This window comes from Cytobacillus citreus (assembly GCF_018343665.1).
Lineage (GTDB): Bacteria > Bacillota > Bacilli > Bacillales > Cytobacillaceae > Cytobacillus > Cytobacillus citreus.
On sequence record NZ_JAGYPM010000001.1, the window covers coordinates 275,260 to 289,672 of the forward strand.

Below are 14,413 nucleotides of genomic sequence, written 5' to 3' on the forward strand. Positions count from 1 at the left end.
TGTGAAAAATACAGTCAGAATTATTATTTTTATCTTCTTAATGGCCGGAGTTATTTATCTTTACGACCATTTTACGATGTTAACAAGTGATTATTTAGGATTTTTAAGTATATTAATGACATTGTCGGTGATTTTTATTGGTTTTGTCATTTTTCTTGAAAATCGCCATCCAGCTCAGACATTAACATGGATCGTCGTTTTAGGGAGTTTGCCTATAGTAGGGTTTATTTTCTATCTTTTATTTGGCCGAAATTATAGGAAAGAAAAAATGTTTAGGCGTAAATTTTTTCTTGATAAACAGACTTTTCTGAGAATAGAGGGTGAGATTGATCCTGCAAACGAGGAAAAAATTTCTCAAATGGGCGACCATCATTGGAAACTGTATAATTTGGCAGAGAATTTAGGAAATAGCCCAATATCCTTTGCAACTCAAACAAAGGTTTTAACAGATGGGGAAGAGACCTTTCAACATATTTTAGAAGCATTAAAAAAAGCAAGCCATCATATACACTTAGAATACTATATTGTTCGACATGATGATATCGGTCATGAAATAAAGGATATTTTAATTCAAAAGGCAAAAGATGGAGTAAAGGTGAGATTCCTATATGATGCGGTAGGATCTTGGCAGCTGTCGAAGAAATATATTACTGAGCTAAGGCAAGCTGGGGTAGATATTATTCCATTTGGCCCTGTTCGGCTTCCTTTTCTTAGCAGTAAGATCAATTTTCGAAATCATCGCAAAATCATTGTCATTGATGGAAGCGTAGGATTTGTCGGCGGTTTAAATATTGGTGATGAATACTTAGGCAGGGATGAAAGCTTCGGCTTCTGGAGAGATACACATATGGAAGTGAAAGGGGAAGCAGTAAGGACCCTTCAGCTCATTTTTCTTCAAGACTGGTTCTATATGACTGACGAACATATATTAACAGCAGAATATTTATCTCCAGATTTGGAGGAAAACAATCATGGCGGAGTTCAATTAATTGCTGGAGGTCCAGATACTGAATGGAGCGTCATTAAGAATATTTTCTTTTCAATGATAAATTCAGCCGAAAAATCTGTTTGGATTGCATCCCCATATTTTATTCCAGATGAAGACATTTTCTCTGCCTTAAAAATTGCCGCTCTTAGTGGAATCGATGTTAAGCTGTTAATGCCGCAAAGACCAGATAAGAAAATTGTCTTTTATGCATCACGTTCCTATTTTCCCGAGATGCTAGAAGCAGGTGTGAAAATTTATGAGTATGAAAAAGGATTTATGCATAGCAAAATTATCATTGTGGATGAAGAATTTGCATCAATCGGAACGTCAAATATGGATATGAGAAGCTTTCATTTGAATTTTGAGGTAAATGCGTTCTTATATCGGACAAGAAGTACTCAGAAGCTCGTAAAAGAATATATGAATGATCTTCAAAATTCCAAGCAAATTGAATTAGAGAAATTTAAGGAAAGACATATTGGTTATCGGCTTATCGAATCTACTTCAAGACTTTTTTCGCCATTCTTATAGAACCTAGTCTCATGCAGGCTAGGTTTTTTAGTATAATAATTAGTACTGGTACTTATTGAAATTAATTGTACTGAAAAATAAAGGATTATTATTGTTTATGGCGAAATACACATTGTATGAAAGGAGATGATTTTTTGCTTGTATCAAAAACGAAGCAAGGAGATTGGTTTAGTTTAACAAGTATTCGAAACCAAGAAAGATTAAAAGAAATAAGGAACAAGGAAAGCTTTTATTGTCCAGAATGCGAAGAGGAAGTCATTCTTAAAATCGGCTCCAAAAGAATACCGCATTTTGCTCATAAGAAAGATGCCAGTTGCTCTGAAAGTTATGAGAGAGAATCAGAATATCATTTAAAAGGGAAACTCAAATTGTTTGAATGGCTGATTTCACTTGGGCTTATACCTCAACTTGAGCCATTTTTTAAAGAGATATCCCAGCGGCCGGATATTGGATTCGTGCACAATGGAGTCCTTTATGCCATAGAATTTCAATGCTCGGTTATTCCAGAAGAATTATTTGTCAAAAGAACTGAAAATTATTATAAAGTAGATATTTCACCTATATGGATCATGGCAGGAAAAAATATAAAACGAAAAGGGAATTATCGTGCAGAGCTAACAGGTTTTGATTATTTATTTTTATCAAAGAGCGATTCAGAAAAATGGATGCTACCCGCATTTTGCCCCGTTACGAATACCCTTATAATCGTAAATCATATCCTACCCATTTCAGTAAAAAACTCTATTGCCCAATTTTCTGTTACCGATATGAAAACCGCCTCTTTAGCTAATTTAATTCAACCTAAATGTAGCCAATTATTTTATCTTGAGGATTGGCAAAAAGAAATTAGAAAAGCGAAGAATATTACTTTATCCCTCTATGGATCTCAACAGAATAAATTCCTCCAAGAGCTTTATACTCATTCTTTAATCCCTTCTCTTCTCCCACCAGAAATTGGCTTACCTGTTAAACATGCACCCTTAATAGAAACACCCGCAATTGTGTGGCAAAGTTACTTGTATATGGATTTGCTAAGGCATAAACAGTGCTTTTCTCTACATGAAATCCGTCATTCATTTTTAAAAAGAGTGAATAGAAGGGATGTAAAAATAAGAAATCTCCCTCTATATCGAAATTGTGATGCACTTGCAGCTGTCAAGGAGTATATCGAATTGCTCGTAAAAACAGATAGGCTGATTGCTGTAAATCACGATTTTTTCAAAATGGATATTCCTATAACGATACAAGAAAATCAAGTGAAGCAATTTGAAATGGAAAGAGATTTTTATCAGAGATATGGAAAAATAATAATGGAAAACTTAAAATAACGAACTTTACAGGGCAATAGTATTACATTAGAAGCTTGGGTATGATAAAGAGGAAGTAAAAAATTGTCTTAATTTAGAAGGAAAAAAACATAAAATATCGAATAAGTATGTATGATTTGTTCGAATTTCGAAATTGTTTATTGGAGGATGAAGGAATGGGAAATGAAACAGCAGTTAAAAAACTTCCAAGCAGAAGTGAAATCGCCGTTGAGGATACATGGAGGCTTGAGGATATATTTTCGAACGATGAAGCTTGGGAAAAAGAATATAATGATGTGAATGGGTTAATTCCAGGCGCAAAAGAATTTCAGGGCAAGCTTGGGGAAAGTGGTGATTTATTATTTGAAGCACTACAATATCAAGATCATCTATTAGAACGTCTTGGTAAGCTCTATACATATGCTCATATGAGATATGATCAAGACACGACGAATTCTTTTTACCAAGGGATGGATAGCCGGATAAAAAATTTATACTCACAGGCAGCAAGTAGTTTAGCCTATATTGTGCCAGAAATTCTTGCTGTAGATGAAGAGAGGATTAAGAGCTTTCTAGAAGAAAAGAATGAGTTAAAGCTATACAAGCAGTCATTAGAGGAAATTAATCTGCAGCGTCCGCATGTGCTATCTGCTGAACTGGAGGCTTTGCTTGCTCAAGCTTCTGAAGTATTTGATGCTTCAAGCAATACATTTGGAATGCTCAATAATGCTGATCTTGAATTCCCATCTATTAAGGATGAGAATGGAGAGGAAGTAGAAGTTACTCATGGCCGTTACAGTAGATTCCTTGAAAGTGATGACCAAAGAGTACGACATGATGCTTTCAAAGCTGTATATGACACATACGGGAATTTTCGCAATACATTTGCTAGTACATTAGGCGGAAACGTAAAAAAGAATAATTTTAATGCAAAAATTAGGAACTACCAATCTGCTCGCCATTCAGCATTATCGGCAAACAATATTCCTGAATCAGTGTATGATAACCTTGTGAAAACAGTAAATGATCATTTGCATTTATTGCACCGATATATAAAACTTCGCAAAAAAGTACTCGGTTTACAAGAACTTCACATGTATGATCTTTATACGCCTCTTGTAAAAGATGTCAAAATGGAAATTAAATATGAAGTAGCGAAGGATATTATACTAAAAGGTTTGGCACCGCTTGGCGAGGATTATTTAAATGTTTTAAAAGAAGGCTTTGAGAACCGTTGGGTAGATGTTCATGAAAACAAAGGGAAGCGAAGCGGAGCATATTCATCAGGTGCTTATGGAACAAATCCATTTATATTAATGAACTGGCAGGATAATGTTAATAATCTTTTCACCCTTGCTCATGAATTTGGTCATTCCGTGCATAGCTATTACACACGTAAGTTTCAACCTTACCCGTATGGGAATTATTCAATTTTCGTTGCAGAGGTTGCCTCAACATGCAATGAATCACTTTTAAATGATTATTTATTGAAAACCATTGATGACAGTAAAAAGAGATTATTTTTATTAAACCATTACCTAGAAGGCTTTAGAGGTACAGTTTTCCGTCAAACTATGTTTGCGGAATTTGAGCATATGATCCATCAAAAGGCACAGAATAATGAAGCTATAACCGCTGAAGCATTAACAAATGACTATTATGAGCTTAATAAGAAGTATTTTGGTGAAGAGAATCTCGTTATTGATAAAGAAATTGGCTTAGAATGGTCTAGAATTCCTCATTTCTATTACAACTATTATGTTTATCAATATGCAACAGGCTTTAGTGCCGCAACTGCGTTAAGTCAACAAATTTTAGAAGAAGGGCAGCCTGCAGTTGACCGTTATATTGAATTCCTGAAATCCGGCAGCTCTGATTATCCAATTGAAGTGTTAAAGAAAGCAGGAGTCGATATGACAAGCTCTAAGCCAATTGAGGATGCATGTAAAGTATTTGAAGAAAAGCTTGATGAAATGGAAAAACTGTTAGGATAAGAAAGAGTGGAGAATGGAACTTATTCCGTTCTCCTTTTAAAATCCCTTAAATTTTTTCCTGTCATTTACTGAAATAATAAAAATTAATAGTGAAAGAAACAATAGTGGAGAACTAATTATGATTGGAAAAATGTCCATTAGTGCAAAGAAATTTAGAATAAAGGAGAAAACGATAAAGATTAGCATAAGAATAAAAGGAAGCCTATGCACTTGAATATCCTCCGAAATGATTACTTTACATCATTATATTCATTTTTTTCGTTGATATGTTTCGTATTTGACAATATTGTGAAATAACACACAAACTTATTGTCCGTAATATTTATTCATGTTATATTACAAACATGAAGTTGATCACAAACAAACACTTACCCCTTGTTTGACCGTGAAAAATTTCTCCCATCCCCTTTTTTTTCGTGTATAGAAGAAAGACCATGCTATTTAATCGTAGCATGGTCTTTTCTATTTATGAATAAAAAATAAGTTCAAGTCAATACGGAAGGATTATATCTCCAAAAAACGCCATACTTTACTGGGATCTGTTCTACTACTTGTTTTAATTGCAGCTTCTTCATTTCCAGGTCAACTTCATTTAAGGTCATATTATAAACGACAGCAATTTCTTTTGATGCAACAAATTTAAAATGTTGAAGAAATATTTCTAAAGGTGGTGGAGAGGATCGTTCTGGCTTTTCCGTAAGCATTTCTTCTAAAATTTGTACATAAACTTCATATGGATAATACCCTGTAATTTTTATTCCTTCTTCTTCTATATTTTCGTTAAAAAAGACGAGTGTAGGAATTTCGTGAACATCCATTTCAGAAGTGATTTTCAAGTCACATTGTAAGGCTTTTGCGGCACTATCAGAATGGATATCAGTGATAAATTCTGCTACATCTAAACCAATACTTATTGCACATTCCTTTAAAACTTCAAAGGTAGATACATTTTGCTTTTCTAGAAATAATACTTCTTGTAATTTTCTTAAAAAGCGGATTCCAGCTCTTCTACCTTGTAATTCAGCTGCCTTTATGGCAACAGAAGCAAGATGAGGAGAAGAAATTGGATTTTCAAACCAAAGACTGCCATCACAAGACATTCCAGAGCGGCTCGCGGTTTTTTCCCAAAGCTCAGCAATGCTATCATAGCTTTGCTTTCTGCCGATATTTAATGTTGCCAGTCTTCCACTTAAGACATGTTTAAGGGTAAAATACCGCCCATACTCAATCATAAGCTTTTTGATAATGGGTTCTAGAGCCCAGCAATCTGGACAAAGAGGGTCAATGAACATGTACAATTCAAGCGGCTTTTTTTCACTGCCATGACAATGAGGTGATGTCGGCTTTAATTCGAATGATTCCTGATTGTTCACAAATTCTCACCTTTCATCAATTCATTTTCAGATGTGTTAATCATATGCTGTGCTGTTAAAAAGAGTCTGGAATAAAAGTCTTCTCTAACTTGCCCTACAAGTCCAACTTCATCCATTGCTTCTTTCATACATAGAAGCCATGCTCTTGCTCTCGTCTCTGTTATTTCAAAAGGCATATGTCGGGCACGTAGCATGGGATGGCCATGCTCAGATGTATATAAAGGCGGTCCTCCCAGATACTGAGTCAAAAATTGTTTTTGCTTTCTGGCAGTTTCCGTTAAGTCACTTGGAAAAATTGGAGCGAGATCAGGATGTTGTCCCACGCGATGATAAAATTTTTCTACAATAAGATGAAGTGTTTCCACTCCGATCGCGTCGAAAGGTGTAGGCATTTTCTCGACCATTAATAAATTCTCCCTTATATGCGTTATAATAATCAATTTCTCCAGCTTCAAATAATCTGGAATCTCTTACATTCTATCAATGTGCGATTTATATCTCAAACAAATAGCTCTCAAAAAATCGAGATGGCTTAAATAAGCTATTTTGAGTAGCAAAAAAAAAGTCCATTTTATATAATGGACTATTGGAATAATATAACTTTTTGAGTTAATGAAATATCTAGCTCTACAAAATAAAGTTCGGCAGCAAATGCATCACACGACTAAAAGCTGCAGCTTTTAGGAGGAGCGCCTACCCCGATGTACAGGATTCTCCTACTGTTGGCATGTTCACTTAGGAACGCTTCAGTGAATACACATCGAAGGAACAAGCTGTTTTTTAATTTTCGAAGGCAATTCCGTTTTTCTATGCTAAAAAGGAATTTTTTATTTTTTGAACATAGTTCTTTGTTTCTTTAAAAGGGGGAATGCCGCCATGCTTATCAACATTTCCAGGTCCAGCATTATAGGCAGCTAATGCTAAATCAATATTTTCATCATATTTATTAAGCATTTGGCGTAAATATTTCGCACCGCCAAAAATGTTTTCTTTTGGATCAAAAATGTTTTTAACCCCAAGGGATTTTGCCGTCTCTGGCATTAATTGCATAAGACCTGATGCCCCAGTATGACTAATAGCATTTGGATTAAAGTTCGATTCTTGCTTAATAACGGATTTTAACAGCTTGGTTGGTATCTGATAAAGCGCTGAAGCTTGCTCTATTATTTCATCAAAATTTTGATTAGATCCTGAAATTTTTGTCATACTTGCAGGAGGTAAAGCCTGTCCATTCAGTGAATAAAGTGGCTTATTTAAATTAAAGTCAAAATCTTCGTCTACTAATGCTGTTTCATCTTGTATGGATTCTGTAGGAAGAGTTTGATTTCCTAATAAACTCGTCAGCAGCTCCTGAAATAATAGACTTTGATTTCCTGATGCTGGTGAACTGCCAAAGTTTTTTAATGCCTGCAGTTCAAACATTACTTTTAATTGCTCAACATTCATGATCGTGCTTCTCCTTTAAAATTGAGTTTGTTGATTATATTTTTCATTGTAAAAACGCTTAATTTTATTTTCAGTTTCACGAATAGGTATATTTAACTGTTTTAGTAGGGTAAAAAAGGTGTTTTGTCCTTTTTTTCTATTACTTACTTCATATTCTATCTCAAAATCTTCTTTATTTAAATAGTAACTATGATCTAATACAATTAATCCGTGCTCATATACTCGTTCAGCTCGATTTGTTGTTAATGAACCAAAATATTGAATTTGACTTAGATCAATATTCATTTTTTTTATTAGGCTTCGAATTGGCATATTTATTACTTCTCCCGTTTGAAACATTTTTTCTACAGATAAAGGATCAATCCATTCATTTGTTTCTAAAAGCCCATCCTGATAAGGCTGCTTTAATGTTAGTTCATATTTATTATCTTTTTGCCTAATTCTTAGAGCACAGCCGCGTTGCTTTAAAGCAAATTCTTTAGTATCAAAATAATGATTTTCTTGGGTAAAAAAGTGATCATTCTTTAATTGAAAATAGTTTTTTAACTTTTCGAATTCCTGTTTAGTAATGATATTTTTAAACTCTATTTCTAAGTTTTGAGACAAAATTCTTCATCCTTTCGCTATGGCCATTACTCTTATTATCTCTTTCTTACTTAATTGTCGCAATGCAATAATCAGGGCAGTTCATCCAGTTCATCACAGCTTTTTCGAGAATACAGCAATTTTAGTTGGCTTGAAAATTAAATCTGCGATAAAATAAATTAAGAGTTTGGAGGTTGAAAAGATGAAAAAGAAAATGTTAATTATTGATATTGTATATAATGAGAATCAAAATGAGGTTGAACTTATGGCGGAAGATGGCTGCTCCATTAAAGATTTAAAGCCTATGGAGCAAATGTTAGTTGATTCAGATAACCTTTCGTTTATTTACATAACAGATCAGAATGATGATTATACATATGTATCAATTCCTGATATTATTTGGGTTCAGCTAAAGAGGGCCATCGACTTAAATATGTCTGTATTTTTGAGTAATCGACATGAACGTATCCATCTTCCGGGGTTTATTGAGGAATTAAGCTATTTGATTGAGAATATAAAAGGAAATAGTAATTACGGAGAGACAATGGTCGAAAAAGTAGAAAGCATTTTCTAAGTAAATAGGAAAGCTTATTATCATCCTATAGTGGATGTGAAGTTTCGATGAAGCCTCTTCTAAGAAGGTCGCATAAGTAAAACTAGGCATTCATCAAATGGATTTGGCGAAAGCCAAGTTATTTGAGAATAGGAAAGATAAAACTTTTTCGAGTTAGAGAAATGTTTAGCGCAAGCAGCCGCTCCGACGTATAGGACGTACTAATGTAGACAATGCGACAGGACAAGGAAAGCTTTTTAAGAGGAGGTCGCGTTTTTGTAGACCTCAAGGTCACAAGCTTGTCTAATTGCGACTCCTAGGGACAAAAGTCTAGCCAACACCTTTTTGAAGGTAAAGAGAGCCTTCCATAAGGGCTAGCCTTATGCGGTCGTCCCTGAACAGTCACCTACACATTTCGGTCAATCCTCCAAGAAAGGTAAAGAACTCCTTTCCGAGAGGCTCGTCTTGTGCTATACCTAAGGCTGAGCACAAAGGCTATGAATAATTAACACACGAACAATTGTCATTTGATTGTTCGGAAGCGCTTGCGCTTTTCTAAGATGAGGTGTTGTATGACGTGAAGAATTGGGATGAATTTTTAGCTCCATATAAACAGGCGGTCGAGGAACTAAAGGTTAAGTTAAAGGGAATGAGAAAACAATTTGAGCAAGATGCATGTCATTCTCCAATAGAATTTGTTACTGGAAGGGTCAAGCCGTGTGCAAGTATTTTGGATAAGGCAAATCAAAAAGGTATTTCATTAGATAAGCTAGATACTGAGATGCAGGATATTGCAGGTTTACGGATGATGTGCCAGTTTGTGGATGATATTAAAATGGTAGTAGAGTTACTAAGGAATCGTAATGACTTTGAGATTGTGGAGGAAAGGGATTACATTTCTCATAAAAAGGTTAGCGGCTACCGCTCCTATCATGTTGTCATTCGCTATCCAGTCCAAACGATAAAAGGGGAAAAGAAGATTTTAGTAGAAATCCAAATCCGCACTTTAGCGATGAATTTTTGGGCAACAATCGAGCATTCTTTAAATTATAAATATAAAGGACAGTTCCCTGAAGATATTCAGATGAGACTTCAACGGGCAGCAGAAGCGGCTTTTAGGCTTGATGAAGAGATGTCACTTATTCGGGGAGAAATCCAGGAAGCACAGGCCTTCTTTACGAGAAATAAAGAAAGCCAGCATGAATAATACATTAATCACAGTAATAATTCAAAAGGAGCTCAAGTACGATGAAATTTGCCATTACCTCAAAAGGCGATAATAAATCAAATGCACTCATGCATAAAATGAAAACTTATTTATTGGATTTTGATCTTATTTATGATGAAGAGCAGCCTGATATTGTCGTCTCTATTGGCGGGGATGGTACTTTATTGTACGCCTTTCACCGCTATACTGGCCGGCTGGACAAAACGGCGTTTGTCGGGATACATACAGGACATCTTGGGTTTTATGCGGATTGGGTACCAGAAGAAATTGAAAAGCTTGTCATTGCTATCGCGAAAACCCCCTTTCAGGTAAGTGAATACCCGCTGCTTGAGGTTATTATTAGATACGAGCATGGGGGTAGAGAAACTAGATATCTAGCTTTGAATGAATCAACTGTAAAAGCAGTAGACGCCACCCTTGTAATGGATGTAGAAATTCGCAGTCAACATTTTGAACGGTTTAGAGGAGATGGACTTTGCGTTTCAACTCCTTCTGGAAGTACTGCTTATAATAAAGCATTAGGAGGAGCGATTTTGCATCCATCCCTATCTGCCATTCAAATTGCTGAAATGGCTTCTATCAATAATAAAGTCTTCCGGACAGTCGGATCTCCTCTAGTTCTTCCAGCGCACCATACTTGTATGCTAAAGCCGGTGAACCAGCCAGACTTTCAAATAACGATCGATCATCTAACTCTGCTCCATAAAGATGTGAAATCTATCCAATTCCGAGTGGCCGATGAAAAAATCCGATTCGCGCGCTTCCGTCCATTTCCATTCTGGAAAAGAGTCCATGACTCATTCGTTGCAGATTAATGAAAAGGTGAATAGATCGGATGTCAAGATTTCAATTGAAGTGGAAAATTACCTCCAATGATGAAAATAAGCTCATTAAAGACTTTTTGAAAGAAAAAGAGATTTCAAAAACAGCTTTGACGGATATTAAATTTAAAGGTGGTAGTATTTCCGTAAATGAAAAAGAAGAAACGGTAAGATACACTCTAAAACGAGGTGACGTTTTAGTTATTAAGTTCCCTGAGGAAATGCCGAGTGAGGGAGTAAAAGGCGAGAAAATTCCATTAGATATTTTGTATGAAGATGATTACGTTATCGTTGTAAATAAACAAGCATGTATGAGTACGATTCCTTCAAGGGAGCATCCAACAGGCAGCCTAGCAAATGCTTTAATCGGATATTACGAACAAATTGGGTTAAAGGCAACAACTCATATTGTGACAAGACTTGATCGTGATACATCTGGAATTGTCCTTGTAGCCAAACATCGTCATGTTCATCACCTTTTAAGTGAGCAGCAAAGACGCGGTAGAATAAATAGGGAGTACGAAGCATTAGCTGAGGGCTTAATATTAGCCGATCATGGTGTAATCGAGCAGCCAATTGCTCGAAAAAGTGATAGTATTATTCAACGAGAAGTCAGTCAAACTGGTCAGTATGCTTGTACACGCTTTAAGGTAATTCGCCGTTTGGATTCGTATACCCATGTAAGATTGAAGCTTGAAACAGGACGTACTCATCAAATTCGTGTTCATTTGTCTCATATAGGACATCCTTTAATTGGTGACGACCTATATGGGGGAGATGTAGACTTGCTTACTCGACAGGCTTTGCACTGCTGTATGCTTTCGTTTTATCACCCATTTTTAGAGAAAAATATATTTTTCAAGCAAGAACTGCCAATCGATATGATGCAATTGCTTTGAAACAAACAAAAGCCGGTGATCCCGGCTTTTCTTTCATTTGTACGCTAATTATCAATTAACATCGTTAATCGAAGTCTTTAATTTTCCTCGGAAAGATATTAAAATATACGAAATTTCTCCTCCACAAATGGCATACTTGATGAAACTGATACAAATTCCATTTCAGGATACTTTAGAGCGGTTAATTTATTGCCGAAAACGGCTCCTGTATCGATATTATACGTATTATTAACAATACGAACTTCCTCTACAGGAGTATGACCATACACAATAACAGCATCCCCATTGTATTGCTTAGCCCAGTCACGACGAACTGGGGAGCCGTCTGGATTTTTTTCTCCAGTTATATCTCCATAAAGAACAAAGGTTTTTACTTTAGCAGAGTGCTGACCAATATAATCTTGCCTTATGCCTGCATGGGCAATTACCAGCTTGCCATCATCTAGAACCTCATAAAGAGACGCATTTTCATATAGATTCATAAAATTTTTACGGATTGTCTGTTTGCTTTTTTCATCCAATGAATCATACTCAGCAGCTGTCGTTTCTAATCCATGGGTCAGCTTTACTTTATTCCCTAAAAAGAAACGGTAAAGCTTATTGCAATGGTTACCTGGTACGTAATAGGCTAATGATTCTTTGACAAGCTTCCAAACGATTTCAGTTACCTTTAGTGATTGGGGACCACGATCTGTTAAATCACCTACAAAGGCTAATTTTCTAGTATCTTGATGTATGGGATATCCCTTTTTCCAATCATAGCCAAGTAGAATGGTGAGTTCCTGAAATTCATCAAAGCAGCCATGGATATCACCGATAATATCAAGCTTCATTAAAATACTCCTTTTTTCGTTAGTAGAAAATGGAACAAAATTCATGTGCTAATTGAAAATATTCTTCAAGATTTTAGTTGAGAATTTATGCATTTTTTATTATCATAACAATTTATAAATGTTTTATCCTGTATAAAGGAGAAGTTATTAATTGATGTTAAAGGGGATTTGGGAAAATAAAGATAATATTTTTTTGCTAACAGGAGAGTTTAAATTTATTTACGTACAAAAGTGGATGAGAAGATTTGATAAAGCATGTACAAATATGTTCGCATAAATATAACTATTACATTTACTGAATTGACTTGGAAAACTCAATGTTTTTCTATATAAAAGGAACATTTGATTAGAAAAGAATATTAAAATGGAGCGACAATTAATTTAAGATTTGCTAGTATTATGAAGTATTGTATTTGTAGGAGAGGAGGTAATAATGATGGAAGAGGCAGTGAATGAAAAGGATGTCCATCATATGGATAAGGATTTATTAATCGATTCTTTACAAAATGAAGATATGGAAAAATTTCGAGATGAATTTTTAGATTTACACCCTTATGATCAAGCTTCATTTTTTAAGGAATTGGATGAGGAAACAAGGGAAAGGATTTATCATTATCTTTCTCCTGAAGAGATGGCAACACTGTTTGAGAATCTAGAAATGGGCGATGACAACTATCAAGATGTCCTGGCAGAAATGACTCCAAATTATGCAGCAGAAATGATTTCTAAAATGTACGTTGATGATGCAGTTGACGTTTTAAATGAACTTGAAAAAGATCAGGTTGTCAGCTATTTAACGATTATGGATGAAGAGGCGGCACAGGAAATAAAGGAGCTTCTTCACTATGAGGAATATACAGCTGGAAGTATAATGACAACAGATTTCATATCGATTTCTGCCAATCAAACGGTCCGATCTGCGATGTATATTCTAAAAAAAGAAGCGCCAAAAGCAGAAACTATTTATTATATTTATGTTTTAGATGATGAAAAAAGATTGGCTGGTGTTATTTCGCTAAGAGATTTAATTGTTAATGATGATGATACGATGATTTCAGAAATTACGAATGATCGTATTGTTTCTGTATCTGTAGGAGATGACCAAGAGGAAGTTGCCAGGAAAATTAAGGATTATAATTTTCTCGCGCTTCCTGTTGTTGATTTTCAAAACCATCTTTTGGGAATTATTACCGTTGATGATGTAATGGATGTTATGGAAGAAGAAGCATCAGATGACTACTCGAAGCTTGCTGCGGTTTCAGACATGGATACGATTGACCGCAGTCCTCTATCGGCTGCAAAAAAGCGTCTGCCATGGTTGATAATATTACTATATCTTGGGATGGGAACAGCAAGCCTTGCTGCCCGATTTGAAGCGACATTAGAAAAAGCGGCTATTTTAGGTGCGTTTATTACGCTAATTGCTGGCATGGCTGGTAATACTGGTACACAAGCGTTAGCTGTTGTTGTCCGTGGAATCGCTACTGGTGATTTAGAAAAAGAAAGTAGGCTCAAATTAATTCTTAGAGAAGCTGGTACAGGGCTAATTACTGGTACGATATGTGGAATTCTTGTTACGATCACCATTTTTATTTGGAAAGGTAATATATTTCTGGGAATTCTAGTAGGAATTTCGATTTTTTGTACTTTAATTATTGCAACTTTAGCTGGAGCCATTATTCCATTAGCTATGCATAAATTCAAAATTGATCCAGCGGTTGCATCAGGTCCATTTATCACAACAATTAATGATATTATAAGTATTTTAATTTACTTTAGCATCGCAAATTTATTTTTGAACTTTTTACCAAAGTAGGGTGTAATGACCCACTTGCGAACGTAAAGCCGTATTGTC

Annotated in this window: 13 protein-coding genes; 8 read left to right on the forward strand and 5 right to left on the reverse strand. The window is 35.3% G+C overall.

All coding sequences use genetic code 11. The annotated features are described in order from the left end of the window. Position 1: 1 nt before the first annotated feature. The 3 genes from cls to pepF all read left to right on the forward strand — a co-directional run bounded on the left by cls (position 2) and on the right by pepF (position 4,820). Entirely contained in the window at positions 2–1,519 is a 1,518-nt protein-coding gene (gene cls, locus KHA94_RS01470) for a cardiolipin synthase (protein WP_213100388.1), read from the forward strand. Positions 1,520–1,653: 134 nt separating this feature from the next. Continuing rightward, complete coding sequence (locus tag KHA94_RS01475) at positions 1,654–2,847, forward strand: competence protein CoiA (RefSeq protein WP_213100389.1); 1,194 nt, start codon at positions 1,654–1,656, stop codon at positions 2,845–2,847. A 155-nt stretch (positions 2,848–3,002) separates the two neighbouring features. After that, a complete protein-coding gene (pepF, locus tag KHA94_RS01480) occupies positions 3,003–4,820 on the forward strand; it encodes an oligoendopeptidase F (protein ID WP_213100390.1) in 1,818 nt (605 codons plus the stop codon). Between the two features lie 485 nt (positions 4,821–5,305). Here pepF and KHA94_RS01485 read toward each other — a convergent pair whose 3' ends face one another. The 4 genes from KHA94_RS01485 to KHA94_RS01500 form a co-directional block, all read right to left on the reverse strand. Beyond that, positions 5,306–6,193, reverse strand: coding sequence for a ClpXP adapter SpxH family protein (locus tag KHA94_RS01485; RefSeq protein WP_338030673.1), 888 nt, complete (start codon positions 6,191–6,193; stop codon positions 5,306–5,308). Next, positions 6,190–6,597 carry a globin domain-containing protein gene (locus tag KHA94_RS01490; RefSeq protein WP_213100391.1) on the reverse strand — a complete coding sequence of 136 codons (408 nt, stop codon included), beginning with the start codon at positions 6,595–6,597 and terminating at the stop codon, positions 6,190–6,192. The genes KHA94_RS01485 and KHA94_RS01490 overlap by 4 nt, the downstream gene beginning before the upstream one ends. Positions 6,598–7,000: 403 nt before the next feature. After that, positions 7,001–7,639 carry a lytic transglycosylase domain-containing protein gene (locus tag KHA94_RS01495; protein ID WP_213100392.1) on the reverse strand — a complete coding sequence of 213 codons (639 nt, stop codon included), beginning with the start codon at positions 7,637–7,639 and terminating at the stop codon, positions 7,001–7,003. Positions 7,640–7,654: 15 nt separating this feature from the next. Next, complete coding sequence (locus KHA94_RS01500) at positions 7,655–8,245, reverse strand: CYTH domain-containing protein (RefSeq protein WP_213100393.1); 591 nt, start codon at positions 8,243–8,245, stop codon at positions 7,655–7,657. A gap of 181 nt (positions 8,246–8,426) precedes the next feature. Between KHA94_RS01500 and KHA94_RS01505 the strand changes: the two genes are divergently transcribed. The 4 genes from KHA94_RS01505 to KHA94_RS01520 all read left to right on the forward strand — a co-directional run bounded on the left by KHA94_RS01505 (position 8,427) and on the right by KHA94_RS01520 (position 11,725). After that, on the forward strand, positions 8,427–8,798 hold the full coding sequence (locus KHA94_RS01505; RefSeq protein ID WP_213100394.1) for a UPF0738 family protein: 372 nt from the start codon (positions 8,427–8,429) through the stop codon (positions 8,796–8,798). 556 nt (positions 8,799–9,354) lie between these two features. Continuing rightward, positions 9,355–9,984 carry a GTP diphosphokinase gene (yjbM, locus tag KHA94_RS01510; RefSeq protein WP_213100395.1) on the forward strand — a complete coding sequence of 210 codons (630 nt, stop codon included), beginning with the start codon at positions 9,355–9,357 and terminating at the stop codon, positions 9,982–9,984. A 41-nt stretch (positions 9,985–10,025) separates the two neighbouring features. Next, the gene (locus KHA94_RS01515) at positions 10,026–10,820 is read left to right on the forward strand and encodes an NAD kinase (RefSeq protein WP_213100396.1); all 795 of its coding nucleotides are present in this window, start codon (positions 10,026–10,028) and stop codon (positions 10,818–10,820) included. Between the two features lie 20 nt (positions 10,821–10,840). Beyond that, positions 10,841–11,725: an RluA family pseudouridine synthase gene (locus KHA94_RS01520; RefSeq protein WP_213100397.1), complete on the forward strand. Its 885-nt coding sequence runs from the start codon at positions 10,841–10,843 to the stop codon at positions 11,723–11,725. A gap of 98 nt (positions 11,726–11,823) precedes the next feature. Here the strand turns inward: KHA94_RS01520 and prpE are convergent, their stop codons facing one another. After that, positions 11,824–12,558 carry a bis(5'-nucleosyl)-tetraphosphatase PrpE gene (gene prpE, locus KHA94_RS01525; protein WP_213100398.1) on the reverse strand — a complete coding sequence of 245 codons (735 nt, stop codon included), beginning with the start codon at positions 12,556–12,558 and terminating at the stop codon, positions 11,824–11,826. A 472-nt stretch (positions 12,559–13,030) separates the two neighbouring features. On the opposite strand from prpE, the gene mgtE reads away from it, so the two are divergent. Continuing rightward, positions 13,031–14,374, forward strand: coding sequence for a magnesium transporter (gene mgtE / locus KHA94_RS01530; RefSeq protein ID WP_420828139.1), 1,344 nt, complete (start codon positions 13,031–13,033; stop codon positions 14,372–14,374). The last annotated feature ends 39 nt before the right edge of the window (positions 14,375–14,413 follow it).